23 protein-coding genes are annotated in these 24,731 nt (G+C 73.5%); 12 read left to right on the top strand and 11 right to left on the bottom strand.

Features of this window, described 5'->3' with window-relative positions:
* Positions 1-98: 98 nt before the first annotated feature.
* Entirely contained in the window at positions 99-1,640 is a 1,542-nt protein-coding gene (locus tag BMX74_RS15685) for an endonuclease/exonuclease/phosphatase family protein (RefSeq protein ID WP_055503454.1), read from the bottom strand.
* 226 nt (positions 1,641-1,866) lie between these two features.
* On the opposite strand from BMX74_RS15685, the gene BMX74_RS15690 reads away from it, so the two are divergent.
* Both BMX74_RS15690 and BMX74_RS15695 read left to right on the top strand, forming a co-directional pair.
* Complete coding sequence (locus tag BMX74_RS15690; protein ID WP_091101032.1) at positions 1,867-4,275, top strand: PEP/pyruvate-binding domain-containing protein; 2,409 nt, start codon at positions 1,867-1,869, stop codon at positions 4,273-4,275.
* 10 nt (positions 4,276-4,285) lie between these two features.
* The gene (locus BMX74_RS15695; RefSeq protein ID WP_055504091.1) at positions 4,286-4,876 is read left to right on the top strand and encodes a TetR/AcrR family transcriptional regulator; all 591 of its coding nucleotides are present in this window, start codon (positions 4,286-4,288) and stop codon (positions 4,874-4,876) included.
* Here the strand turns inward: BMX74_RS15695 and BMX74_RS15700 are convergent.
* Positions 4,863-5,567 carry a TetR/AcrR family transcriptional regulator gene (locus BMX74_RS15700; protein WP_055503452.1) on the bottom strand — a complete coding sequence of 235 codons (705 nt, stop codon included), beginning with the start codon at positions 5,565-5,567 and terminating at the stop codon, positions 4,863-4,865. The two genes, BMX74_RS15695 and BMX74_RS15700, sit on opposite strands and share 14 nt — an antisense overlap.
* Positions 5,568-5,687: 120 nt before the next feature.
* Between BMX74_RS15700 and BMX74_RS15705 the strand changes: the two genes are divergently transcribed.
* The 3 genes from BMX74_RS15705 to BMX74_RS15715 are packed head-to-tail and all read left to right on the top strand — an operon-like array spanning position 5,688 to position 7,869.
* On the top strand, positions 5,688-6,041 hold the full coding sequence (locus BMX74_RS15705) for a YrdB family protein (protein ID WP_091101034.1): 354 nt from the start codon (positions 5,688-5,690) through the stop codon (positions 6,039-6,041).
* A gap of 2 nt (positions 6,042-6,043) precedes the next feature.
* A complete protein-coding gene (locus tag BMX74_RS15710) occupies positions 6,044-6,955 on the top strand; it encodes an NAD-dependent epimerase/dehydratase family protein (RefSeq protein WP_055503450.1) in 912 nt (303 codons plus the stop codon).
* Positions 6,952-7,869: a Gfo/Idh/MocA family protein gene (locus tag BMX74_RS15715; protein ID WP_091101036.1), complete on the top strand. Its 918-nt coding sequence runs from the start codon at positions 6,952-6,954 to the stop codon at positions 7,867-7,869. Before BMX74_RS15710 ends, BMX74_RS15715 begins: the two co-directional genes overlap by 4 nt.
* On the opposite strand, the gene BMX74_RS15720 is transcribed toward BMX74_RS15715, so the two are convergent.
* From BMX74_RS15720 to BMX74_RS15735, 4 genes are read right to left on the bottom strand one after another with little or no spacing between them, the layout of a single operon-like run.
* The gene (locus BMX74_RS15720; protein WP_055503448.1) at positions 7,823-8,683 is read right to left on the bottom strand and encodes a trypsin-like serine peptidase; all 861 of its coding nucleotides are present in this window, start codon (positions 8,681-8,683) and stop codon (positions 7,823-7,825) included. The two genes, BMX74_RS15715 and BMX74_RS15720, sit on opposite strands and share 47 nt — an antisense overlap.
* Positions 8,684-8,739: 56 nt before the next feature.
* Positions 8,740-9,744 (bottom strand): acetamidase/formamidase family protein, encoded by a 1,005-nt coding sequence (locus BMX74_RS15725; RefSeq protein ID WP_091101040.1) that lies wholly within the window; start codon positions 9,742-9,744, stop codon positions 8,740-8,742.
* Positions 9,741-11,105 carry an APC family permease gene (locus BMX74_RS15730; protein WP_055503446.1) on the bottom strand — a complete coding sequence of 455 codons (1,365 nt, stop codon included), beginning with the start codon at positions 11,103-11,105 and terminating at the stop codon, positions 9,741-9,743. Before BMX74_RS15730 ends, BMX74_RS15725 begins: the two co-directional genes overlap by 4 nt.
* 53 nt (positions 11,106-11,158) lie before the next feature.
* The gene (locus BMX74_RS15735) at positions 11,159-12,256 is read right to left on the bottom strand and encodes a substrate-binding domain-containing protein (RefSeq protein ID WP_236714711.1); all 1,098 of its coding nucleotides are present in this window, start codon (positions 12,254-12,256) and stop codon (positions 11,159-11,161) included.
* A 51-nt stretch (positions 12,257-12,307) separates the two neighbouring features.
* Between BMX74_RS15735 and BMX74_RS15740 the strand changes: the two genes are divergently transcribed.
* Positions 12,308-12,736: a MarR family winged helix-turn-helix transcriptional regulator gene (locus BMX74_RS15740; protein ID WP_055503445.1), complete on the top strand. Its 429-nt coding sequence runs from the start codon at positions 12,308-12,310 to the stop codon at positions 12,734-12,736.
* Between the two features lie 13 nt (positions 12,737-12,749).
* On the opposite strand, the gene BMX74_RS15745 is transcribed toward BMX74_RS15740, so the two are convergent.
* Together BMX74_RS15745 and BMX74_RS15750 are read right to left on the bottom strand one after the other, a co-directional pair.
* Entirely contained in the window at positions 12,750-13,232 is a 483-nt protein-coding gene (locus tag BMX74_RS15745; protein ID WP_091101043.1) for a cupin domain-containing protein, read from the bottom strand.
* Positions 13,233-13,280: 48 nt separating this feature from the next.
* Positions 13,281-14,558: a Glu/Leu/Phe/Val family dehydrogenase gene (locus tag BMX74_RS15750; RefSeq protein ID WP_082534908.1), complete on the bottom strand. Its 1,278-nt coding sequence runs from the start codon at positions 14,556-14,558 to the stop codon at positions 13,281-13,283.
* A 245-nt stretch (positions 14,559-14,803) separates the two neighbouring features.
* On the opposite strand from BMX74_RS15750, the gene BMX74_RS15755 reads away from it, so the two are divergent.
* The 4 genes from BMX74_RS15755 to BMX74_RS15770 all read left to right on the top strand — a co-directional run bounded on the left by BMX74_RS15755 (position 14,804) and on the right by BMX74_RS15770 (position 19,058).
* On the top strand, positions 14,804-16,375 hold the full coding sequence (locus BMX74_RS15755) for an alkaline phosphatase D family protein (RefSeq protein WP_063792019.1): 1,572 nt from the start codon (positions 14,804-14,806) through the stop codon (positions 16,373-16,375).
* A gap of 22 nt (positions 16,376-16,397) precedes the next feature.
* On the top strand, positions 16,398-17,117 hold the full coding sequence (locus BMX74_RS15760) for a class I SAM-dependent methyltransferase (protein WP_055503443.1): 720 nt from the start codon (positions 16,398-16,400) through the stop codon (positions 17,115-17,117).
* Between the two features lie 83 nt (positions 17,118-17,200).
* A complete protein-coding gene (locus BMX74_RS15765; protein ID WP_236714710.1) occupies positions 17,201-17,791 on the top strand; it encodes an RNA polymerase sigma factor in 591 nt (196 codons plus the stop codon).
* Positions 17,784-19,058, top strand: coding sequence for a CU044_5270 family protein (locus tag BMX74_RS15770; RefSeq protein WP_091101045.1), 1,275 nt, complete (start codon positions 17,784-17,786; stop codon positions 19,056-19,058). Before BMX74_RS15765 ends, BMX74_RS15770 begins: the two co-directional genes overlap by 8 nt.
* 63 nt (positions 19,059-19,121) lie before the next feature.
* On the opposite strand, the gene rocD is transcribed toward BMX74_RS15770, so the two are convergent.
* The 3 genes from rocD to BMX74_RS15785 form a co-directional block, all read right to left on the bottom strand.
* Positions 19,122-20,333 (bottom strand): ornithine--oxo-acid transaminase, encoded by a 1,212-nt coding sequence (gene rocD / locus BMX74_RS15775; protein ID WP_055503440.1) that lies wholly within the window; start codon positions 20,331-20,333, stop codon positions 19,122-19,124.
* On the bottom strand, positions 20,330-21,130 hold the full coding sequence (gene ddaH / locus BMX74_RS15780; RefSeq protein ID WP_055503439.1) for a dimethylargininase: 801 nt from the start codon (positions 21,128-21,130) through the stop codon (positions 20,330-20,332). The genes rocD and ddaH overlap by 4 nt, the downstream gene beginning before the upstream one ends.
* 122 nt (positions 21,131-21,252) lie before the next feature.
* Complete coding sequence (locus tag BMX74_RS15785; RefSeq protein WP_055503438.1) at positions 21,253-21,738, bottom strand: Lrp/AsnC family transcriptional regulator; 486 nt, start codon at positions 21,736-21,738, stop codon at positions 21,253-21,255.
* A 92-nt stretch (positions 21,739-21,830) separates the two neighbouring features.
* On the opposite strand from BMX74_RS15785, the gene BMX74_RS46490 reads away from it, so the two are divergent.
* On the top strand, positions 21,831-24,182 hold the full coding sequence (locus BMX74_RS46490; RefSeq protein ID WP_091101047.1) for a GH1 family beta-glucosidase: 2,352 nt from the start codon (positions 21,831-21,833) through the stop codon (positions 24,180-24,182).
* Positions 24,183-24,234: 52 nt separating this feature from the next.
* Entirely contained in the window at positions 24,235-24,687 is a 453-nt protein-coding gene (locus tag BMX74_RS15795) for a GNAT family N-acetyltransferase (protein WP_091101050.1), read from the top strand.
* Positions 24,688-24,731: the final 44 nt, after the last annotated feature.

A 24,731-nucleotide genomic window follows, 5' to 3' on the forward strand; every position in this document is an offset into this window, starting at 1 on the left:
AATCAGCGTCGCCCTGCGGCAACAAGCGTGACCGTCATGAAGGGCATGGCGGGTTTCGAGGGCGGCCCCGCAGGTGAGGCGCGGGGCCGCCGCGCGGGTCAGCCGACCTTGAAGACGGTCAGGACGGCGGCGTGGTCGGAGGTCCACGCGTTGTCCTGGTGGCCGGGGATCGGGCGCGGCGTGCCCTCCACGACCGCCTCCGACGAGAGCACGCTCAGGTCGCCCTTGGCGTGGATGAAGTCGATGCGGTCCTGCGGCTCCGGCTCGCCGGCGTGCGAGTCGTGGCCGTACCCGCCGGTGAACGTCTTGTAGATCGGCGACCAGGTGATGCCGGGGTCGGCGGCGGGGTCGGGGTGGGCGACCCGGTAGGTGTCGAGCATGCCGGCCGCGGCGGGCGCCGTGGACGTCGGCCAGGGCACGGCGCCGTGGCCGCAGCGCCGGTTCGCGTCGGTCCAGTCGAGGTGGGACGGCGCGTTGAAGTCGCCCATCAGCAGGACGGGGCTGCGTCCGGCCGCCTCCAGCTCGGGCGCCATGGCCCGCATGATGCCCTCGATCTGCCCGGTGCGCTTGGACTGCGCCTCGCGTTCGAGCAGCCGCTCCACCGGCATCTTCCCGAAGCAGGCGTCGTACGGCCCGTACGGGGTGTAGCCGAGGTGGGCGTTCCAGACGGCGAGCTCGGTGCCGCGGCGCTCGTCGAGGCGTACCCGGACGTTCGAGACGGGCAGGCCGGACGCCGACGGCTCGGGCCCGCGGGCGGTGATCGGGTACCTGCTGAGGATGCCGACGTCCGCGCCGGCCTGGTAGTAGTCCCAGCCGAGGGCCTCGCCGAGCTCCCTGACGGCGACACCGGAGCTCTCCTGCACGCCGACGACGTCCACGTCCTGCTCCAGCAGGAACCTGAGCTGCTTCTCCCTGCCGTTCCTGACCTGGCTGCCGCCGTGCCACAGGTTCCAGCTCAGCGCCTTCAGCTCGGGCACGAGCGGCGCGCCGGGCGGCCTGACGCGCACGCGGACGGTGGCGGTGGCGCGCTCGCCGTCGGCGCCGCGCGCCTCGACGGTGAGGACGGCGGTCTTGGCCGACGCCGACGCGGGCGGGGTGCCGGTGACGGAGCCGTCGGCTCCGACCTGCGCCCAGGCGGGACCCGAGACCTTGGCGAAGCTCTCGGTCCTGCCGCGGGCCAGGCCTTTGACGGAGGCGGCGTAGGGGCTGCCGGCGCGGGCGTTGCGGAGGGTGAAGGTGCCGGTGACGAAGCGGGGAGGCTCGTTGCTCACGATCTTCACTTTGACGGGGGCGGAGAGCCAGGCATAGCCGTCCTTGGCGAGGGCGTAGGCGACGTAGTCGCCGGGTTCGAGCCCGTCGGTGGGCAGGGTCGCGGTGCCGGAGGACTGCGGGATGTAGACCCACCGCAGCGACGGGCCGACGTACTTCTCCTCGGCGGGGCCGTCGCCGGGGTCGGTGTAGAGGCCGATCCAGTTCTTGGGGTCGGGCCTGGGCGTGGAGTAGGTGAACGTGATCGGCTGGCCGCTCGTGACGCGGGCGGCGGCCACGGCCAGTGCTCCGTCGGGGGCGGCCGCGGCGGGGGCGGCGGGGAGGGCGAGGGCGGCGATCGCGGCGGCCGCGATCGGGACAGTCCAGCGCATGGGTGATCCTTGTACGGGGTGATCGCGAGCAGCATGGCGTGCCAGAGCGAATAGCAGGTGTACGCACATTGACGGTTGGAGTGCGCGTTCACCTGCTCGGAGGTGAAGGGCTTGTCTGTACAGGCTGGACGGCTGTCCCGCCGACGACAGTGAACGTTGCGTTTCGTGGGGGTGGCTCGTATGCTCGTTAGAGAACGTTCAGTTCTCTAACGGCCGAGGAGGGAACGTGAAGCTCGTCGCGCCCCTGGCCGCGTTCGGCCACGAGGACCTGCCCCTCGCCGGGGGCAAGGGCGCCAACCTGGGGGAGCTGGTCAGGAACGGCTTCCCCGTGCCCGACGGGTTCGTGATCACCACGGAGGCGTACCGGCTGGTCGCCGCGGGGGAGGTCACGCCCGGCCACTTCGAGCGGGTCGAACTCCCGGAAGAGCTGCGCTCCGCCGTCACCCGCGCGTACGCGGAACTCGGCGGCGGACCGGTCGCCGTGCGGTCGAGCGCGACGGCCGAGGACCTGCCGGGCGCGGCGTTCGCCGGACAGCAGGACACCTACCTCAACGTCGTCGGCGAGCAGGCGCTGCTCGACGCGGTGCGCCGCTGCTGGGCCTCGCTCTGGGGGGAGCGCGCGGTCGCCTACCGCGCCAGGCTCGGGCTCGACCCGGCCGGGGTGCGCATCGCGGTGGTCGTCCAGCGCCTGGTGGAGGCGGAGGTGGCGGGCGTGATGCTGACCGCCGACCCGGTCACGGGCGAGCGCGGCGAGATCGTCCTCGACGCGAGCGACGGACTGGGCGAGGCCGTCGTGTCGGGGCTGGTCACGCCCGACCACTACGTGCTCGACCGGTCGGGCGCGCTCCTGCGGTTCACGCCGGGGCGGCGCGAGGTGGTGGTGCGCGCGGCGGAGGGCGGCGGCGTCGTCCACGAGCGCGGCGACCTCCCCGGTGGCGTCCCTGGCGGTCTGCGCGGCGGCCTCCCCGGCGCGGACGGGCCCGCCGGGCGGCTGCCCGGCCCGGTGCTGCGGGAGCTCGCCGCGCTCGGCGTCAGGGCCGCGGCCCACTTCGGCCGCCCCCAGGACATGGAGTGGGCGTACGCGGGCGGGCGGGTGCACGTCCTGCAGGCCCGGCCCATGACGGCGGTGCCGCCGCCCCCGCTGGGCCGGCTCGGCCCGCTCCGCCGCCGCCTCGGCGGCGTCCTGCTCGAGTACCTGCCCGAGCGTCCGTACCCGATCGACGTGAGCACGTGGATCCCGCACGGCCCCGCCGGGCTGATGGCGGAGCTGACCACCGAGTACGGCCTCCTGCACGCCTTCGACGGCTTCCTGGAGGAGGAGGACGGCGTCGTCCGCCGGCTGGTGCCGCCGTCGCCCCGCCCGAGCCTCCGGCTGCTCGCCACGCCGTTCAGGCTCGTCGCCAAGGCCAGACGGTACGACCCCGCCCGCTGGACGGACGACCCGCGCCACCGCGACTTCCTGCGCCGCTGCCGCGAGACGGCGGCGCTCGACCTCGCCATGCTGCCCTGGGACGAGCTCGTGCGGATGCCGGGCCGCGCCCTCGACCTGGTGCGTCCCGTGACCGGCCTGCGCATCGACTACCTGCCGGGGAGCGGCCTGGCCGTGCTGCGGCTCCTCCTCGTCACCGCGCTGCTGGGACGCGGGAGGCTGCTGGGCGACCTGCTGGCGGGCGCCCGCACCCGCACCTCCGACGCCAACCGGGCCCTCGCGGAGCTGGCCGAGGAGGCGCGGCGGACCGGCGCGCTCGACCGCGACCCGCCGCCGCCGTCGTTCGCGGCGAAGCTGGAGGCGTTCCTGGCCGAGTACGGCCACCGCGAGACCGCGACGCCGCTGCTCGTCACCTCGCCGACCTGGGCCGACTCCCCGGAGACCGTGCTCGCCCTGATCCGGGTGCCACCCTCGGGACGACCGCGGGAGCGGCCGGGCGGCGACGCGCTGGACCGCCTGCTCGCGCACCCGCTGCTGCGCTCGCCCGCCGCCCGCGCGAGGGTGCGGCGCTGGGTGGAGGCCGCCCGTGCGGGCGTCGCCTTCCGCGAGGACACCCATTTCACGTTCACGATGCCGCTGCCGATCCTGCGCGGCTCGCTGCTGGAGATCGGCCGCAGGCTCGCGGGGGCGGGCGTGCTCGTCCGCCCGGAGGACGTCTTCCACCTGCGTCTGGAGGAACTGGAACGGCTCCCGGGGCCGGACGCGGGCCCGTACGCGGAGGCGCTGCGCGAGGCGGTGCGGGCGCGGGCGGCCAGGCGCGAGGAGCTGGCGGGCGTGCGGCTCGTCGATCCGGCGCAGCTCTTCCCCGCCAGGCACGCGGGCGACGCGCTGGTCGCGGGCACGCCCGCGAGCGGCGGCACGGCGACCGGCCCGGTGCGGCTGGTGCGCGGCCCGGCCGAGTTCGCCCGGCTCGACGCCGGCGACGTGCTCGTCTGCCCCTACACGAACCCCTCGTGGACGCCGCTGTTCCAGCGCGCGGCGGCCGTGGTGGTGGACACGGGCGGCTCCGCCTCGCACGCGGCCATCGTGGCCAGGGAGTACGGCATCCCGGCGGTCATGGGCACGGGCGGCGGCACCGGTGTGCTGCGCGACGGCCAGAGGGTGCTGGTGGACGGCGACGCCGGCACGGTCCGGGCCGCTCCCTAGGATGCACGGCATGGTCACCGACCACCGCAAGCTGCCCAGGCGCAGGGGCGAGGCCCTGCACGCCGCCATCTACGAGGCCACGCTGCAGGAACTGGCCGAGACCGGTTACGCGGGCCTGACCATGGAGCGCGTCGCGGAGCGGGCCAGGGCGAGCAAGGCGTCGCTCTACCGGCGCTGGCCGTCGCGCGTCGAGCTGGTCATGGACGCCGTCTACCACGCGCTGCCCGACCCCGACTCCCCGCCGGACACCGGGTCGCTGCGCGGCGACCTGCTCGCCATGCTGGGACGTACGGCGGGGACGCTGGCGGGGCCGGCGGGTGAGGCGCTGCGCGGGCTGCTCAGTGAGGCGCTGGGCGACGAGTCGCGGGCGGCCGCGTTCCGCGCCCACTCGCAGGGCGCGGGCAGGAGGCTGATGCGGGAGATCGTCCGGCGCGCGGTGGCGCGGGGCGAGGTGGGCGAGGAGGCGGTCACGCCGTGCCGCCTCGACGTCGGCCAGGCGCTGCTGCGCCAGCACTTCCTGTTCCAGGGCGCGCCGATCCCCGAGAGCCTGGTCACGGAGATCGTGGACGAGGTGCTCGTGCCGCTGTTCACTCGGTGCTGACGAGGCCCAGCGTGGTGGCGGCGACGCGCATCGCGTGCTCGAAGACCGGTTGCCGCGCCTCGACGGTGTTGTTGAGTTGACCGAACACCTCGAGGTTGACCCATCCGTAGAGCGTGGCCCAGGCGGTTATGGCCCGCCACACCAGTTCGTCGGGTAGTCCGGGCATGAGGCCGCGCAGGTTCCCGGCGTCGGCCGCGGCCTCCGCGGGGGGAGGGGGCGTGTCGCCCGCGGGGCGCAGCGCGGCCGCCGCGTGGGCGTCGGAGACGATGGCGCCGAGCACGGTCACGTCGCGGGCGCGGGCGGCGACGGTCTCCACGGGCGCCTGGTAGCCGGGCACCGGGGAGCCGTAGAGCAGCGCGTACTCGTGGGGGTGGGCCACCGCCCAGTCGCGCAGGCCGTGGCAGGCCGCCAGCCAGCGCCCCAGGTGGTCGCCGCGGGGCACGGGCGCCTCGGCCTGCTCGACGGCCTCGCCCAGCGCGTTGTAGCCGTCGATGATGAGCCTGGTGAGCAGGTCGTCGCGGCTCGGGAAGTAGCGGTAGATGGCGGAGGAGACCATGCCCATCTCCCGCGCCACGGCGCGCAGCGAGAGGCCGCCGGCGCCCTCGGTGGCGAGCTGGCGGCGCGCGATGTCGGTGATCTCCCTGGTCAGTTCGGCCCTGACGCGTTCTCTGGCGGTTCGGCTCGCGGTCATGCCAGCAGGTTACCAGAGCGCTGAGAAAAAACGAGAGCACCGCTCTTGACTTGGGGCGCCCTCATCAGAGAGCATTGCTCTCGTAAGCGAACGGCAGTCACGAAAGTCCGGAGGCCCCCCATGCTCGCCATCGCCAAGGGCGCGAACGCCGCCCTCATGTTCGTCCTCGAACTCGGCGTGCTGGCCTCCGCCGGCTACTGGGGCTTCACCCTGAACGCCGGGTGGCCGCTCAGGCTGGCGGCCGGGATCGCGGCGCCCGCGCTGTTCATCGTCGTCTGGGCGCTGTTCGGCGCCGGCGGCGGCGCCAACGCCACCTACCCCCTCACCGGCCTCGCCCGCGCCGCCCTGGAGATCGTCTGGTTCGGCGGCGGCGCGCTCGCGCTCCTCGCCGCGGGACGGCCCGCACCCGCCGCCGTCCTCGCCGCCGTCTTCGTCGTCAACGCGGTGCTCCGCGTCATCTGGAAGCAGGTCTGAACATGGGCAAGCACGTCATCGTGGGATCCGGCCAGGTCGGCACGCACCTGGCCGCCAAGCTCCTCGCTCGGGGCCACGACGTCACCGTCGTCACCCGGTCGGGCTCGGGACCCGAGGGCGCCGTCAGGGTGGCGGCCGACGTCACCGACCGGCGCCGCCTCGTCCAGGTCACAGAGGGGGCCGACGCCCTCTACAACTGCGTCAACCCGCGGTACGACCGCTGGCTCACCGACTGGCCGCCCATGGCGGCCTCGTTCCTCGCCGCCGCCGAGGCGACGGGCGCCGTGCTGGTGATCCTCGGCAACCTCTACCCGTACGGGCCGGTCACCGGGCCGATGACCGAGGACCTGCCGCTCCGGCCGAGCAGCGCCAAGGCGGCCGTCAGGGCCAGGATGTGGGAGGACGCGCTCGCCGCCCACCGGGCCGGCCGCGTCAGGGCGACCGAGGTGCGCGGCTCCGACTACTTCGGCCCCGGCGCGACGGACCAGTCGTACCTGGGCGACCGCTTCCAGGGGCCGCTCAGGGCGGGCAGGAGCATCGCCCTGCCGTACCCGGCCGACGTCCCGCACTCGTGGACGTACCTGCCCGACGTCGCCGACGCCCTCGTGGTGGCGGGCACCGACGAGCGGGCCTGGGGCCGGCCGTGGCACGTCCCCACGAGCGATCCGCTGAGCTTCCGAGAGGTCGGCGAGCGCATGGCCGCGCTGCTGGGCCGGCCGGCGCCGCGCATCACGCGCATCCCGTGGCCGCTCGTCCGCGCCGCGGGCCTGTTCTCCCCGATGCTCGGCGAGCTCGGACACACCCGCTACCAGTTCACCGAGCCGTTCGTGCTCGACTCCTCCGCCTTCCAGCGCACCTTCGGCGTCACGCCGACGCCGATGGACGAGGCGCTGAAGGCTACGCTCGACGGATGAAGACAGCGATGATCGGGCTGGGGGACATCGCGGAGAAGGCGTACCTTCCCGTGCTGGCCGCCCAGCCTGGCCTGGACCTCCACCTGTGCACACGCGACAGGGCCAGGCTCGACAGGCTCGGCGACGCCTACCGCGTGGCCCACCGGTTCACCAGCGTCGACGACGTGGTCAAGGCGGGGGTGGAGGCGGCGTTCGTCCACGCCGCCACCCCGGCGCACCCCGAGATCGTCGAGCCGCTCCTGCGGGCCGGGGTGCACGTGTACGTCGACAAGCCGATCGCCGACAACCTGGCCGACGCCGAGCGCCTGGCCCGGCTGGCCGAGGCCGAGGGCAGGACGCTGATGACGGGCTTCAACCGGCGGCACGCCCCCGGCTACGCGGCGCTGGCGGGGCTGCCCCGCCACCTCGTCGTCATGCAGAAGAACCGCGAGAACCATCCCGACGCCCCCCGCCGGGCGGTGTTCGACGACTTCATCCACGTCGTCGACACCCTGCGCTTCCTCGCCCCCGGCGAGGTCACCGGCACCAGGTTCAGGACCCGCGTCAGAAACGGCCTGCTGGAGCACGTCGTCCTGGAGCTGACCGGCGACGGCTTCACCGCGCTCGGCGTGATGAACCGCGTCAGCGGCGCGAGCGAGGAGAGCTGTGAGGTGATGGGCGACGGCGTCAAGCGCCGGGTGGTCAACCTCGGCGACGTCGTCGACTACGCGGGCGGCGAGACGCTGGTCAGGCGGCCCGACTGGGTGCCGGTGGCCAGGCAGCGTGGCATCGAGCAGGTCTGCGCGGAGTTCCTCGGGGCCGTGCGCGAGGGCCGCAGGATCGGCGCGGACGACGCCCTGGTCAGCCACGCGATCTGCGAGGACATCGTCAGAGACTGCGCTGGGGGAGGCCGGGAGCCGGGGTCCGCGTCATGAGCCGCATCGACCGGTCGGCCCTGGCGAGCAGCCGGTCGAAGGCGGGCCCGCCCAGCCGGGTGAGCACGGTGTAGCCGGCGGCGCGGCCGAGCGGGCTGGACGACGACACGACGCCGGCCACCGCCCCGCCGTACACGGCGGGGCCGCCGCTGCCGCCCGCCGCGGCGTGGCAGTTGTGCGTGACGAGCACGCCGGGCCCGTCGGCGCCGCCCTCGACGGCGTCGCCGAGGCAGCGGTACATCCGGCTGCCCGGGTAGCGCGGGCCGGCCGGGTAGCCGAGCAGTTCGAGGCCGCGCAGCCCGGTGCCCTTCGCCGTGGGCAGCGGGCGCAGCCCCCGCCCGGTCACCGACTCCAGCGTCGCCTCGCCCTTGGCGCGGGTCACCCCGACCAGCCCCACGTCGTACGGCAGCAGGTCGGGCGAGTACGTGCCGTCGCGCCACCGGGGCGGCACCCAGGTCCGCACGGCGTGCCAGGCGCCGAGCCGGGAGCGCCCCTGGTCGTACCCGGGCAGGAAGGTCAGGCCCTGCAGCGGCCTGCCCTCGTGGAACAGGCAGTGCGCGGCGGTGAGCACCAGGTTGCGGCTGCGTGAGCCGATCACCGCGCCTCCGCACAGCACGGCCGTGCCGCTGACGGGGTCGTGGCCGACGAGCACGCCGGTCAGGCGCCGCGCCCCCGTGAAGGGGCGCGGCACCGGCGCGTAGCCCAGGCGGTCGCCGTCGGGCGTGAGCACGCGGGAGACGGGGACGCTACGCTGCGGCACCTCGGCGATGCCGGTCGGATCGAGCAGGACGAGGGACAGCACCAACCTGAGCACGTCCCCACTGTACGGGGAAGATGATCAATGGTTTGACCTGCAACACCAAGGTTTACCTAAGCTCTGTACCGGGCAGCGAGGCCGCGCAGCCGCTCGTGCGCGGATTCGTACACGGTGGGGCCGTTCAGGTAGGTCTTGGGGAGTTTGGCGACCATGGTGTAGTTGGTGTCGCAGACGTTCCCGACGGGCGCCTGCCCCGCCTGGCTGACGAGCTGGTACGCGTCCAGCGTCTCCAGGCCGGTCAGCGACGCCGTCCACGTCACCAGGTCGTGCTGGCTGATGCGGTAGGCGTCCTCCAGCGGCCTGGCCGAACCGGTGGACATCAGGTGCAGGTCGTCCTCCATCCGCGGCCAGGGGGTGGCCACGCCCTTGATCAGCTCGACCGCCACGACGGTGTTCATGGCCGACTCCACCGCCGTGCCGCACACCTCGCCGTGGCCCTGCAGCCCGTGGCCGTCGCCGATCGAGAACAGCGCGCCCTCGACGTTGACGCCCAGGTAGACGGTGACGCCCGCGCGCAGCTCGGGGGTGTCCATGTTGCCGCCGTGGGCGTCCGGGGTGATCGTCATGCGGGCCTCGCCGGCGGCGGGCGCCACGCCCACGGTGCCGTGCATCGGGTCGAGCGGCAGCTCGACGCTGAAGTCGCTGCGGCGGGCGTGGTAGACGGCGACGCCCTTGTCGGCGTCGATGTCGTAGCGCCACACCCGCTCCTCCAGCGGCGGCTGGAGCATGGCGGTGGTGTGGGTGCCGGTCAGCGCCCCGAAGTGCGGGAACGTCGTCGACACGGCCCAGTCCCTGGCCGGGGTGATCGAGACGAAGTGCAGCGCCAGCGTGTCGCCGGGCTCGGCGCCCTCGACGTGGAACGGCCCGGTCACCGGGTTGAGGTAGGGGAACTCGCACACCACCGACGGCAGGTCGTCGACGGTCCGGACGCGCCCGCCGAAGCAGTCCTCGGTGTACAGCTCCAGGATCGTGCCCGGCCGTACCTTCCCCACGGGCGCGCGGCCCCCGAAGGTGTAGCTGAGCTCCTCCGGAGCGGGACGGTAGGAGACGACGTTCACGAAACCTCCTTCGGCAGGACCGGCTTGCGGCCCCGGCTGGACAGGACGATGAGGATGACCAGGCCGACGGCGAGCCAGACGCCGCCGAGCCACTGCGCCGCGACCTTCGCGTTGTAGACGACGAAGGCGAGCACGGCGAAGCCGATCACGGGTACGACGACGTGCGGCAGCCAGGCGCGGCTGCGGCCGCGCACCGCGTAGTGGACCACGACCGCGACGTGCAGCAGCAGGAACGCGGTCATGGCGCCGAAGTTGACCAGCGAGCTGAGCAGGGCGATGCCGTCGGCGTAGAAGGTGAAGCCCACGCCCAGCACCAGCGAGACGGCGGCGACGGCGAACGTGGCGTTGACCGGCACCCGGTGCTGCGGGTGCACGCGGGCGAGGAACGAGGGGAGCTGCCGGTCGCGGGCCATCGCGAACAGCAGCCGCGAGGTGGCGGCCTGCGCGACCAGCGAGTTGGCGAAGCCCCACGCGATGGCCGTGGCGACGGCGCACAGCACGCCGAGCCAGGCGCCGCCCGCGTAGGAGGCGGTGTCGTAGAACGCGTCGTCCAGGCCCTGGCCGGCGAGCAGCGCCGCCCTGTCGGGCACCAGCAGCGCCGCGACCCAGGTCTGCACCACGAACAGCGCGGCGGCCAGCGCCAGCGCGGCGATCATGGCCCGGCCGAGCCGGCCGGCGTCCTCGCGGTTCTCCTCGGCGAGCGTCGAGATGCCGTCGAAGCCGAGGAACGACAGCACGGCGACGGAGGCGGCGCCGAAGACGACCGTCCAGGAGAACGTGCCGGAGTCGTAGAGCGGCGCGAGCGGGCCCGCGGTGCCCTTGCCCTGGGTCAGGGCGACGACGCCGACGACCAGGAAGACGGCGAGCACGGCCAGTTCGGCGGCGAGCATGATCCTGGTGATCCTCGCCGTCATCTGGATGCCGCGCGAGTTGACCACGGTGTTCAGCAGCACGAACGCGATCAGCCAGGCCCAGGTCGGCACGCCGGGCACGAACGAGTTCATGGCCGTGCTCGCGACCAGGTACAGCAGGGTGGGGACGAGCAGGTAGTCCAGCAGGATCGCCCAGCCGGCCAGGAAGCCGACCGGGGCGGCGATGCCGCGTCCCGCGTACGTGTAGACCGAGCCGGCCATGGGGAAGGCGCGGGCCATCTGCGCGTACGACAGCGCGCTGAAGGCCATGGCGACCAGCCCGATGACGTAGGCCAGCGCGACCATCCCGCCGGAACTTGAGAAGACGGTGCCGAAGATGCCGAACGGTGCGATCGGCACCATGAAGATCAAGCCATAGATCATCAGGTCGGCGAAGCCGAGGGAACGCTGAAGCTCCTGGCGGTAGCCGAACTGCTCGACGCTGCTCATGCAGGCTCCTCGATGGGGTGGGGGGCGCTACGCACCTTAGAGCCAGTTGCTTTCTAGTGAAAAGGTTTCTGTAGCAAGAAATTGAGGCCGTCCGCGCGGCCCAGATGCACGGGGTGGTGGACGTGCCGGCCCGTCAGCGTGAGGCGGCCGCGCGCGCTCGTGATCGTCGTGCCGTCGGCCACCCCGTCGAGCTCCGGCACCGCCAGCGAGCCCGCGCGGGCCGCGAGCGCCGCCAGCATCGCGACCGCCTCGTACGCGCCCTGGCCGTGCGCGTTCAGCATCGGCGCGTCCGGGCCGAACCTGGCGGCGTACCGCTCGGCGAAGCGGAGGCTCGCGTCGGTGCGCAGGTCGCGGAAGTAGCCCATCGACGCGTACAGCTCGCCGGTGCCGTCGCCGCCGATGCCGAGCAGGCCGTGCTCCTCCAGCGCGCCGCACAGCCGCGCCGCGCCCAGCCCGCTCGCCGCGTACGCCCGGTTGAAGGCCACCAGGTCGCTGCCGATCAGCGTCAACAGGATGGCGTCCGGCCGGGCCGCCGCCACCCGGTCGAGACGGTCGAGCCAGTCGAGCCGGTCGGCGGCCTCGCCGTGGCGGACGAAGTCCTCGCCGACCACGGTCGCGCCGTGCGCCCGCAGCGTCCTGCGCGCGCCGGCGCTGACCAGGCGCGGCCAGACGTAGTCGTTGCCCAGCAGGTACCAGCGCCTGGCCCGGCGGGCCCGCGTCAGCCAGGCGAGGCCGGGGGCGAGCTGCCGGCCGGGGGTCTCGCCCAGGAAGTAGACGCCCGGCGCGTGGCCGCCCCCCTCGTACGGCGGCGCGTAGACGAACGGGACGCGGCCCGCGACCGCCGCGACCACCTCGACCCGCACGTCGCTCGCGTGCGTGCCGGCCACGGCCTGCACGGCGCCGTCGCCCACGAGACCGGCCACCTCGGCCGCGACCTCGCGCGCCGGGCGCCCGCCGTCGACCAGCACCAGCTCGACCGGCCTGCCCAGCACGCCGCCGCGCGCGTTGAGCTCCTCGGCCGCCAGCACCGCGCAGTTGATCGCGCAGGGGCCGACCAGGCCGAGCACTCCCGACACGGGGACGACCAGGCCGATCCTGACCGCCCGCGAGGGGATGAGCCGCGCCTCGAAGGGATCGACGATCGCCGCCACGCCGACGAGTATCCTCCTGGGAGGCTCCCGGGTGAAAGGACCTGATCGACAATGACCGTTACCGGGCTCGGGTCCTCCCTCGCGTACCTGCTCAGCCGCGCCGAGCGCAGCGTGAACCGGGGGCTCGCGGCGGCGCTGGCCGGCGAGGACGTCACCGTCGAGCAGTGGCGCATCCTGCGCGCCCTGGCCGACGGGCGCGGCCACTCGATGGGTGAGCTGGCCGAGGCCGTGCTCATGCCGCACCCCACGCTGACCAAGGCGGTCGACCGCCTGATCGACAGGGCGCTGGTCTACCGCGGCCCCTCGGCGGGCGACCGGCGGCGGGTGGCGGTCTTCCTCGCCGCGCGCGGCGCCGACCTGCTGGCGCGCGTCGACGGCGCGGCGGCCGAGCACCACCGCCTGATCGCCGCCGCGTTCGGCCCCGAACGCACTCAGCAGCTCATGCGCGAGCTGGAGAGCCTGGTCGACGCCATCGGCTGAGGACGGTGACGGGCTAGGAGACCCAGTACGTGTCGTGGCGGATGAAGAACTCCGCCTTCTCCTCCTCGCTCCTGCCCGCGAGCTCGGGCAGCCCCTCGAAGTAGCCCTCGCGGGGCGCGCCCGGGGCGAAGTGCAGGAGCATGGTGGCGGGGGCGCCCGACTCGTTGCGGAAGGCGTGCACGCCGCCCTCGGGGACGTGCACCCAGTCGCCGGGCTCGGTGTCGATCCACCGGGCGCCGTCGTAGATGCGCACCGAGCCCTCCAGCACGTAGAAGGACTCGGAGATCGACCGGTGGAAGTGGGGCGAGGGGCCCGACGGCTCGGGGCCCATCACCCAGCGGTAGAGCCCGAACCGCCCGTCGGTGGTGGCGCCGGTGGCGAGGTAGTGCACCGTGTTGCCGTTCGCGTAGGTCAGCTCGGGCCCGTGGCCCGCGGGGCGGTAGGTGGCGGCGACGAGGCCGGTGTCGCCGTGGTACCGGGGTTCCGGGTAGGTCATGGACCCATCATCCCCGGCGCCGCCGCCTTCCCGCCGGTCAGGAGCCGATCAGGGGTAGAGCCCGCGCATCTGGTGCGCGTCGGCCACCCTGCCCACGCCGATGACGTGCGCCGCCTCCCTGAGGGTGAGGCCGCGCTCGGTGGCGAGCGACTTCACCTCGCGGAACGCGCCCTCCATGAGGTCGCGCAGCTTCACCTCGACCTCGTCGGAGCTCCAGGAGTACGCCTGCATGTTCTGCACCCACTCCAGGTACGACACGATCACGCCGCCCGCGTTGGCCAGGATGTCCGGCACGACGGTGGTGCCGTTCGCGGCGAGGATCTCGTCGGCGGCCGGGGTGGTGGGGCCGTTGGCGCCCTCCACGATGAGGCGGGCGCGGATCCTCGGCGCGTTCTCCTCGGTGATGACGCCTTCGAGCGCGGCCGGGACGAGGACGTCCACGTCCAGCTCGAACAGCTCGTCGTGGCCGAGGGCGTCGGCGTGCGGGTACCCGGCGACGCCGCCGCTCTCCTCCACCCAGGCGCGCACGGCCGCCACGTCGAGCCCGGACGCCGCGTGGACGGCCCCGGTGACGTCGGAGACGGCCACGACCCGGCAGCCGGCGTCGGCCAGGTACTGCGCGGCGAGCGCACCCACCTTGCCGAAGCCCTGCACGGCCACGGTGACGCCCTCGGGCGAGCGGCCGAGCGCGGCGAGCGCCGCGATCTGGACGCCGCGCGAGGTGGCGCCCTTGCGGCCGAGCGAGCCGCCGAGCGTCATGGGCTTGCCGGTGACGACCCCGGGCACCGAGTAGCCGGCGTTGACGCTGTAGGTGTCCATGATCCAGGCCATGGTCTGCTCGTCCGTGCCGACGTCGGGGGCCGGGATGTCCTTCTCCGGGCCGATCAGCGGCAGGATCTCGTTGACGTAGCGGCGGGTGAGCCGCTCCAGCTCGCGGGTGGTGAGCGCGGTCGGGTCCACGGCCACGCCGCCCTTGGCGCCGCCGTACGGGATGCCGACGAGGGCGCACTTCCACGTCATCCACATGGCGAGGGCGGTGACCTCGTGGATGTCGGTGGCGGGGTGGAAGCGCAGGCCGCCCTTGGCGGGGCCGCGCGAGACGTTGTGCTGGACGCGGTAGCCCTGGACGACGTCCATGCGGCCGTCCTCGCGGCGGACCGGCACCGAGACGGTCAGCGAGCGGCGGGGCGTGGCCAGCATGGTCCGCAGCCCGTCGTCGAGGCCGAGGTGCTCGGCCGCCTGGTGGAGCTGCTGGAGTGCGGAGTCGAGGGCCTGTCGCCCCGGTGTGGTCAGCGCCGGCGTCGTTGACGGCACCATGATGCTCATGGCAGGAAATCCTCCTGGTGTGGACGCCTGAAACAGCGGGACGGGCGCCATTGCCCATCCCATTTAGGCGTTCTTGTCGTGATCAGCCTAGAGCGCGGCGTTTGGTGTTGCCTAGGCTTTTCAGTTGTCCTGACCAAGCCGATCTGGTCTCATGAATCCAAGCCGGTGATCAATGTGCTGGGAACGTGCCACTCTGGCACGCTTGGTTCCCTGAACGCGCCGGAACGTCCAAAACAGGGGGTGGCATGCCCGCGCTCGTGCTGGGGCCGATGCTGCGTTACGCCGATTCCCGCAGTGCGTCGATCTGGGTGGAGACCTCCGCGCCCTGCACCGTCGCCGTCGAGGCCGCAGGCAGGGCTTACCGGTCGCCCACCTTCACCGTGCACGGGCACCACTACGCGATCGTCGATCTGGTCGATCTCGTCGAGCTCGGCCAGGATATCGACTCCTACACCGTCAGGCTGGACGACGAGGCCGTCTGGCCGCTGGAGGGCCGGCCGCCCAGCCGGGTCAGGCTGCTCCCCGCCGAGGGCCCCCGGCGGCTCGCGTTCGGCTCGTGCCGCACCAGCGTCCCGCACGACCCGGCGTACGTGCTGACCCACGGGCACGACGTCCTGCGCGCCTACGCCCGCGCCCTGCAGAGCCCGGAGGGGAAGTGGCGCGAGGGGGAGTGGCCCGACCTGCTGCTGCTCCTCGGCGACCAGGTCTACGCCGACAGTCCCTCGCCGCAGATGCTGGAGTTCATCCGCGCCCGCAGGGACACCGCGCCGCGGAACGAGATCGCCGACTTCGAGGAGTACGCCGAGCTGTACCGCCAGGCGTGGAGCGACCCCGACATCCGCTGGCTGCTGTCCACCGTGCCCACCGCGATGATCTTCGACGACCACGACCTGCGCGACGACTGGAACACCTCGCAGCCCTGGCGCGAGCGGATGGCCAGAACGCCCTGGTGGCGGCGGCGCGTCGTGGCCGGGCTGGGGGCGTACTGGATCTACCAGCACCTCGGCAACATGTCCCCGGACGAGCGCGCGGCCGACCCGCTGTTACGCACCCTCGGCGAGGGCGGCGACGGCGGCGGCGCGCTCGACGCGTTCGCCGAGAAGGCCGACGCCGAGCCCGGCAGCAACCGCTGGAGCTACGCCCGCGACCTCGGTCACACCAGGCTCGTCATGGTCGACACCAGGTGCGCCAGGCAGCTCACGCCCGGCGACCGGCGCATGCTCGACCCCGAGGAGTGGGCCTGGCTGCAGGAGCAGGTAGCCGCGCCCGCCGAACGGCTGGTCATCGGCTCGTCCATCCCGTTCCTGCTGCCGGAGGGCGTCCACGGGGTGCAGAACTGGAACGAGGCCCTGTGCGACGGCCGCTGGGGCCCGCTGGCGCGGCGGCTGTCGGAGGCGTTCAGGCAGGCCTTCGACCTGGAGCACTGGGCGGCCTTCCGCCGCTCGTTCGAGGACCTCGCCCGGCTGCTCGTGCGGGCGGGCAGGCCGGTGCTGATCCTCTCCGGCGACGTCCACTACTCCTACCTGGCGCGGGCCGACCGCGCGCCGGTGCACCAGATCGTCTGCTCGCCCATCCGCAACCCGCTCAGCAGGGTGCTGCGCTGGGCGAACGTCGTCACCCAGTTCGGGCTGGCGACGCTGGTCGGAGCGGGCCTGGCCCGGCTCGCCGGCATCCCGAGGCCGCCGTTCCGCTGGCGGGTGACCAAGGGACCCTGGTTCCAGAACGCGCTGGCCACCCTGACGTTCCCCGACGTCGTCACCTGGTACGAGGCGGCAGGCGACGGCGTCAGACGCATCGATTCTGTGCAATTACGGTGAAAACCATTATCGTTCGGTTCTCGTGACCAACGACAACTACTCCCTCGCCGTCCCCTTCTACGACCTCTGGCACGAGGACGGCCACGTCCCCCAGATCAGAGCCGGGCTCCCGGCGCTCATCAAGGACGTGAGCGACGGCGTCCTGGAGATCGGCGCGGGCACCGGCCTCGTCACCGAGGTCATCGCCCGGGAGACGGAAGGGGAGGTGTTCGCCGTCGAGCCGTCGCTCGGCATGCGCTCCGTCCTGCTGTCCCGCCTCGCGGCCGACGCCGAGCTGCGCTCCCGCGTGACCGTGCTGCCGTACGGCGCGCTCGACGTCGATCTCGACGAGCCCGTGGGGGCCGTCGTGATGATCTCGGTGCTGCACGCCTTCACGCCCGCCGGGCGCGAACGGCTCTGGCCCACCCTGGCCAGGCAGCTCAGGCCCGGCGGCCTGCTCGTGCTCAACCACCGCGAGCGGCCCGCGCCGCGGCCCGGGGAGCCGGAGCGGCTGGCCTCGTACCGGGTCGGCAGGCACGCGTACGAGATCTGGGGCCAGACGCTGGAGGTGGACGGCGAGACGGTCAGGTCGCGGTTCCTGTACCGGATCAGGCAGCGAGGGGTCGTCATCAGCGAGGACGAGGTCGTCAGCGTCTACCACGGGGTGACGGGCGCGCGGCTGGCGGCCGAGGTGGAGGCGGCCGGGTTCGTCCCGGAGAGCGCGCCCGAGGGGCTGCGCGCGTGGCGGCGGTCCGCCTCCTGACCCCATAACCCGAAATTTCAGGGAACCGGGCCTCGCGGTGCGGCCAACAACAGGGTGACCGCATGAGAGAGGACCGGCACGTGGTGAGTGTGCGGGATATCCCCGAAACGCTGGACGACTCAGCGCTGATCGGGCATTCGCTGAGCGAGCCCGAGACGTTCGCGGCGCTGTTCGACCGGCACGCCGACGAGATCCACCGGTACGCCGCCAGGCGTCTCGGCCCCGAACTGGCCGAGGACGTCACGGCCGAGGTGTTCCTCGTCGCCTTCCGGGGCCGGGCGCGTTACGACCGCAGCTGGCCCGACGCGCGCCCCTGGCTGTACGGCATCGCCACCAGGGTCGTCAGCCAGCACAGGAGGGCCGAACGGCGCCGCACCCACGCGCTGTCCAGGATGAGCGTGGACCGGCCCGCCACGTTCGACGACCGCAGCGCCGACCGGGTCACCGCCGAGCAGCTCCAGCCGAGGCTGGCCAGGGCCCTGACCCGGCTCAGCGCCGCCGAGCGCGACCTGCTGCTCCTGGTGGCGTGGGCCGACCTGACGTACGAGGACGCCGCCCTCGCGCTCGGCGTGCCCGTGGGCACCGTCCGCTCCAGGCTGCACCGGCTGCGCGCCAAGGTGCGCAGGGCGCTCGGTGGCAACGATCCCTTCGCAGAGGAGCCCCAGCATGGATGACGAGATTCGACAGTTCGCGGAGGGCCGGCCCCCGGCGCCCGCGTACCGGCCTGAGGCGCGGGCGCGGGCCCGCGAGCTGCTGCTGGCGGAGGCGCGCGGCGGGGGCCGCTTCCGCCTGCCGCGGTTCGGCTGGCAGGCGGTGGCGGCGTTCGGCGTGACCGTCGCCCTCGTGGGCGGCGTGGCCGCGGCCCTGTCCGGCCGGCCCCAGGAGCACCTGGCGGCCGCCGCGGGCGCGACGCAGTCGGCCGCCGTCGCCGAGCCGCCGGCCGGTGACCTGGAACCCAGGCCGGGCCAGTTCATCCTGGTCGAGTCGGACACGATGTACGGCTCGATGACCATGGGCAGGAACGGCGAGGAGTCGCGCCACCTCTACCGCACCCACAGGAAGATCTGGCAGTCGGTGGACGGCAGCGCCGACGGGCTGCTCCTCATCGAGGGCAGGGAGCCCAGGCCGTGGCCGGGGCAGCGCGAGCTGCCGAAGGACGCCGAGGGCCGGCAGAGCTCCCTCTGGACCACCCTGGCCGCCTGCCCCGGCGCGCCCCACCGCAGCGACTACACCTATCTGAGCACGCTCCCCACCGACCCGGCCGCGCTGCGCGAGCGCCTGTACACTGCCGCGGACGAGAAGGACGTGGACAGGGACGAGCGCGCCTTCGGGGCGGCCGGTGACCTGGTCAGGGAGACGTACCTGCCGAAGGCGCAGCGAGACGCGCTGTTCGAGGCGGTCAAGGGCATCCCCGGCACCCAGGTGGCGGAAGGCGTCGAGGACTCCGCGGGACGCAAGGGCGTGGCGCTCGGCCGGACGGCGGGGGGCACGCTCACCCAGCTCATCTTCGACCCGGCCACCCACATGTTCCTCGGCGAGCGGCAGACCGTCGTGGACGAGCGGGCCGGCCAGGCGCCCGAGGGCAGCGTGGTGGCGCTGACGGCGCAGCTGAAGGTCTCCGTCGCCGACCGCCTGCCGGACGAGGCGGCCACCGCCGAGCCGGGCGGGGGCTGCCCCTCGTCGGCTGTCCCGCCGACGGAGCAGCCGACGCCCGCCGCCACGCTGTCGCCCCCGGAGAACGTGACCGAGGGACCGGAGCCGGCCGTGACCGGCACCATGACGGCGACGCCCGCGGCCCCGCCGGCCGTCAAGCGGTCGCCGTCCGAGAGCGCGCCGGCCGTCCCGGAGTCCGGCGTGGCCGCCACGGAGACCGTCCCCGCGCCCCCGGTGGCCCCCACGGAGACCGCCCCCGAGCCCGCCGCACCGGGCGCCGGTTCCTAGCCAGGACCGGAGAGGGCCCGGTCACCGCGTGGTGACCGGGCCCTCACCCGCCTGCGGAAGCCGTCAGCGGCGGAACGAGGCGATGGCGTCCGCGAGCTGGTCCACCGCCCAGAGGAGGTCCTCCTCGGCGATGACGATCGGCGGCGCGAGCCGGATCGTCGAGCCGTGGGTGTCCTTGGCCAGCACGCCGCGCTCCATGAGCGCCTTCGACACCTCGCGGCCGGTGGCGAGCTCGGGGTCGATGTCGACGCCCGCCCACAGGCCGCGCCCGCGCACGGTCACGACGCCGTGGCCGACCATCTCGGCCAGGCGGGCGTGCAGCACGTCGCCCAGCTTGGCGGCCCTGCTCTGGTACTCGCCGGTGTTCAGCAGCTCGATGACGGCGTTCGCGACCGCGCAGGCCAGCGGGTTGCCGCCGAACGTGGACCCGTGCTGTCCCGGCCTGATGACGCCGAGGACGTCCTCATCGGCCGCGATGGCCGACACGGGGACCACGCCGCCGCCGAGCGCCTTGCCCATGATGTAGACGTCGGGGACGACGCCCTCGTGGTCGCAGGCGAACGTCCGCCCGGTACGGCCCAGGCCCGACTGGATCTCGTCGGCGATCATGAGGATGCCCGCGGCGGAGCAGATCTCGCGCACCTCGGCCAGGTAGCCGTCCGGCGGCACCAGCACGCCGGCCTCGCCCTGGATGGGTTCGAGCAGCACGGCCACGGTGGTGTCGTCGATGGCCGCGCGGATGGCGTCGGCCGAGCCGTACTCGACGATCCTGAACCCGGGCGTGTACGGCCCGAAGTCGTCGTGCGCGTCGGGGTCGGTGGAGAAGCTGATGATCGTGGTGGTGCGGCCGTGGAAGTTGCCGTCCATCACGATGATCGTGGCCTGCTCGGGCGCGACGCCCTTGACCTGGTAGCCCCACTTGCGGGCGACCTTGAGCGCCGTCTCGACGGCCTCGGCGCCGGTGTTCATCGGCAGGATCATGTCCTTGCCGGTGAGGTCGCCGAGCCCGGAGCAGAAGCGCGCGAACTGGTCGTGGTAGAAGGCGCGGCTGGTCAGGGTGAGGTTCTTCAGCTGCTCCTGCGCCGCCTGGATGATCGCGGGGTGGCCGTGGCCGAAGTTGAGCGACGAGTAGCCGGACAGGAAGTCCAGGTACCGCCTGCCCTCGACGTCGGTGACCCACGCGCCGTGAGCCTCGTGGATCACCACGGGCAGCGGATGGTAGTTGTGCGCGCTGCGGCGCTCGCTGACCTCGATCAGCTCGGCGCTCGTCGTCATGAGTTCTCCCCCCTGATCTCCAGTGTGCAGCACTTGGGGCCGCCGCCCGCCTTGCGCAGCTCCGACAGGTCGAGCGGGATGACCTCGTACCCGCGCCGCTTGAGCTCAAGCTGGAGGGCCGTCGCCTCGGCGTTGACGAGCACGTTCGTGCCGTCGCTGACCGCGTTCAGCCCGAGGACCTCCGCGTCCTCGGCGGTGGCGAGCACGGCGTCGGGGAACAGCCTGCGCAGCACCTCCAGGCTGCCCGCGGAGAAGGCGCCGGGGTAGTAGGCGACGTTCTTCCCGTCCAGCGAGAACAGCGCCGTGTCGAGGTGGTAGAACCGCGGGTCGACCAGCGTCAGCGAGATCACCGGGCGGCCGAGGTACTCCTGTGCCTCCTGGTGCGCGACGAGGTGCGTCCTGAAGCCGGTGCCGGCCAGGATCACGTCGTCCAGGGTGAGGAAGTCGCCCTCGCCCTCGTTGACGTGCTCGGCCTCCTTCGTCGGGTACCCGCGCTCGGCGAACCAGCGCAGGTAGGCCGGGCCCTCGGGGCCGCGCTGGGGGAACGCGAACCGGGCGCCGTAGACCCGCCCGCCCACGACCGTCGCGCCGTTCGCGGCGAACACCATGTCGGGCAGGCCCTCGATCGGGTCGATCAGGCTGACCTCGTGCCCGAGCTCCTCGTACGCCGACTTCAGCCCCTCCCACTGGCGCAGCGCCACGTCCCGGTCGGCGCCGTCCTCGGGACGCATCCACGGATTGATCGCGTACTCGACCGTGAAGTACTCCGGGGGGCACATCAGGAAGTGTTTGGGCATGCAGAACTCCGTCAACGTGGCGTGGATGTATCCCGCGAACCGGGACGGACACAGCCTAAGAAGCGACGTTTCCGCAGGCCAAGCGGTTGGCGTTGCGTGTTGGCGCAGTTCTGTTGCGCGTTTCAGCTCGGAACCGGCGATCCGTTGCGCGCCTCCGGCACGGCCGCCCCCGGAGGGGCCTCCACCAGCCTGGACAGCACGATGGAGCTCTTGGTCCGCACCACGAACGTCTCGGCCGCGATGCGCTCGATCACCCGCTCGACGTGCCGCACGTCGGTCGCCCTGATGTGCAGCAGCGCGTCGGCCTCGCCGGTGATCGTGGCCGCCCCCACCACCTCGGGGTACCTGGCCACGGCCAGCGCGATGTCCGACGGCTTCGTCTTGCCCTGGCAGAACAGCTCGACGTACGCCTCGGTGGTCCAGCCGAGCGCCTGCGGCGCGACCCTGGCGCTGAAGCCGGTGATCGCGCCGGTCTCGCGCAGGCGGTCCACGCGCCGCTTCACGGCCGACGCGCTCAGCCCCACCTGCTGGCCGATGTCCGCGTAGGTCGCGCGGGCGTCGTCGACGAGCGCCGCGATGATGTCACGATCGAGCCGGTCCAGTTCCACGCGCCCTGTATACAGCCTGGAGCCAGGTTGGCGCGCGACGAGCACGCGGGGGAGACTGGGCCCTTGATCGCACGCCGGAGGGCCGTCGCCGCATGAGCAGAGCAAGCTTCCCCGAGGGCTTCGTCTGGGGAGTGTCCACGTCCGCCTACCAGATCGAGGGGGCGGCCTCCGCCGACGGCCGCGGCCCGTCCATCTGGGACACCTTCTCGACAGGTCAGGGCGACGCCTGCGGCCACTACCACCGCTACCGCGAGGACGTCCGCCTGATGCGCGACCTCGGCCTGGCGGCCTACCGGTTCTCCGTGAGCTGGCCGCGCGTGCTGCCCGAGGGCTCGGGCGAGGTCAACGAGGCGGGCCTCGACTTCTACGACCGGCTCGTGGACGAACTGCTCGCCGCCGGCGTCGCCCCGTACGCGACGCTCTACCACTGGGACCTGCCGCAGGCGCTGGAGGACCGCGGCGGCTGGCCCGAACGCGACACCGCGTACAGGTTCGCCGACTACGCGGCCGCCGTCCACGCCCGGCTGGGCGACCGGGTGCGCACCTGGTTCACCGTCAACGAGCCGTGGGTGGCCGCGTTCCTGGGCTACGGCTCCGGCATCCACGCGCCGGGCCGCCGCTCCGCCGCCGACGCCTTCCGCGCCGCCCACCACCTGCTGCTCGGCCACGGCCTGGCCGCCCGCGTCATGCGCGAGGCAGGGGCGCGCGACATCGGCGCGGTGCTGAACTTCACCCCGGTCATGACCCCCGCCCAGGTACGCGACCCGGGCAGGGCCCTGTCCGACGAGGACGCCGAGGCGGTGGCCAGGATCGACGCGCTCGTGCACCGGCAGTTCCTGGAGCCGATGCTGCGCGGCGCCTACCCGGCCGACCTGCTCCCCGTCGTGGAGCGGCACGCCGGGCTCGGCCACCTGCGCGACGGCGACCTCGACGCCATCGCCCAGCCCCTCGACCTGCTCGGCGTCAACTACTACACGCCGTCCGTCGTCCAGGCGCAGCCCAGCGAGCCCGCCGACCCGGCCTTCCCCGGCAGCGAGGGCGTGCTCTTCTGCACCGTGCCGACGGCCGTCACCGCCATGGGCTGGCCGATCGTGCCCGACGCGCTCCCGCCGCTGCTGCGGCGGCTGACCCGCGAGTACCCCGGGCTCGAACTCATGATCACCGAGAACGGCGCCGACTTCGCCGACACCGTCACCCCCGACGGCATCCACGACGTCGAGCGGGCCCGCTTCGTCGAGGAACACGTCCGCGCCGTGCACGCCGCCGTCGAGGAGGGCGCCGACGTGCGCGGCTACCTCGTCTGGACCCTCCTCGACAACCTGGAGTGGGCCGACGGCTACCAGCGCAAGTTCGGGCTCGTCCACGTCGACTTCGCCACCCAGCGGCGCAGGCTGAAGGACAGCGCCCTGTGGTACCGCGACCTGGTCAGGCGCAACGGCCTGCCCGAGTCCCGCCCGAAGCGGCCCACCCTGGAGACCGTCGCCGCCCGCGCCGGCGTCTCCAGGGCCACGGTCTCGCGCGTCGTCAACGGAGAGGCGTCCGTCAGCCCCGAGGTCAGGGCCGAGGTCATGCGGGCCGTGCGCGAGCTCGGCTACGTACCGAACGCCGCCGCCCGCAGCCTCGTCACCCGCCGCACCGACTCCGTCGCGCTCGTCCTGTCCGTGCCCGCCCAGGGCGGCGACGCGCTCGTCTCCGCGGTCGTCCAGTACGTCACCAGCGTGCTGGAGGCCGCGGGCAAGCGCATCACCCTCATGCTGGCCGACACCGCCGAGAGCCACCGGCGGGTCACCGCCCACGTCGAGGCCGGGCTCGCCGACGGCGTCGTGCTGCTCCCGCCGGAACGGCCGGGCCCCCTCACCGAGCGGCTCGCCCGCACCGGCGTGCCCATGGTGCTGCTGGGCAGGCCACCCGTGGCGTCGCTGGTGCCGTACGTGGACGTGGACCACGCGGGCGGCGCGGCGGCCGTCACCCGGCACCTGCTGGCCACCGGGCGCAGGGGCATCGGCATGCTGTGCGGGCCGATGGACCTGCCCGCCACGCAGGAGCGCATCGCCGGCTACCGGGAGGCGGCGCTGGCGGCCGGGCTGCAGCCCGTCGTCGTGCCCGCCGACGGCACCCCCGGGTCGGGGGCGGCGGCGGCCGCGCGGCTCCTCGACGACCACCCCGGGCTCGACGCGATCGTCGCGGCGAGCGACCGGCTCGCCGTCGGGGCGCTGCGGGCCGCGCGCGAGGCCGGCCAGCTGGTCCCCGGCGACCTGGCCGTCGCCGGGTTCGGCGACGGCGACGTCGCGTCGGCCACCACGCCGGCCCTGACCACGGTGCGGGTGCCGGTGGCCGACCAGGCGCTGGCGCTGGCCCGCCTGCTGCTGTCGCGGATGGAGGGCCGCCACACCACCTCCGTGGTGCTGCCGGTGCGCCTCGTCGTCCGCGCGTCCACCGGCTGACCGCCCGGAAATCCACATGACGGCCGGGGCCGCGATCCGCTAGTCATGCCTCATGACGATTCGGGTAAGCCTTGACGATCTGTGCCGGGAGACCTGGGAGGACGTGGCCGACCTGGCCGTGGCCGACGACCAGCGCCACCTCGTCGCCTCGAACCTGTACTCCATCGCGGAGAGCCGCTTCCTGCCGGGCTTCCTGACCAGGGCGGTCATGCACGACGGGCAGGCCGTGGGCTTCGCGATGTACGGCCCCGACCCCGACGACGGCGAGGTGTGGCTGTACCGCCTCATGATCGACCGGGCCCACCAGGGGAAGGGCCTGGGCCGGGCCGCGCTGCGGCAGGTCATCGCCCACGTACGCGACGAGCTCGGCGCGCCCGTGCTGCGGCTCGGCGTCCGCGCCGACAACGCCGCGGCCACGGCCCTGTACGCCTCCGCCGGGTTCGTCCCCACCGGCCAGGTCTTCGGCGACGAGACCGTCATGGAACTCCGCCTCTCACCCGCCTGAGCCCGCGGGGCCTTCCGGGGCGCGCCGCCCCGTGCCCGCCCCGT

The sequence above is a fragment of the Nonomuraea pusilla genome (assembly GCF_900109355.1).
GTDB classification, from domain to species: Bacteria; Actinomycetota; Actinomycetes; order Streptosporangiales; family Streptosporangiaceae; genus Nonomuraea; species Nonomuraea pusilla.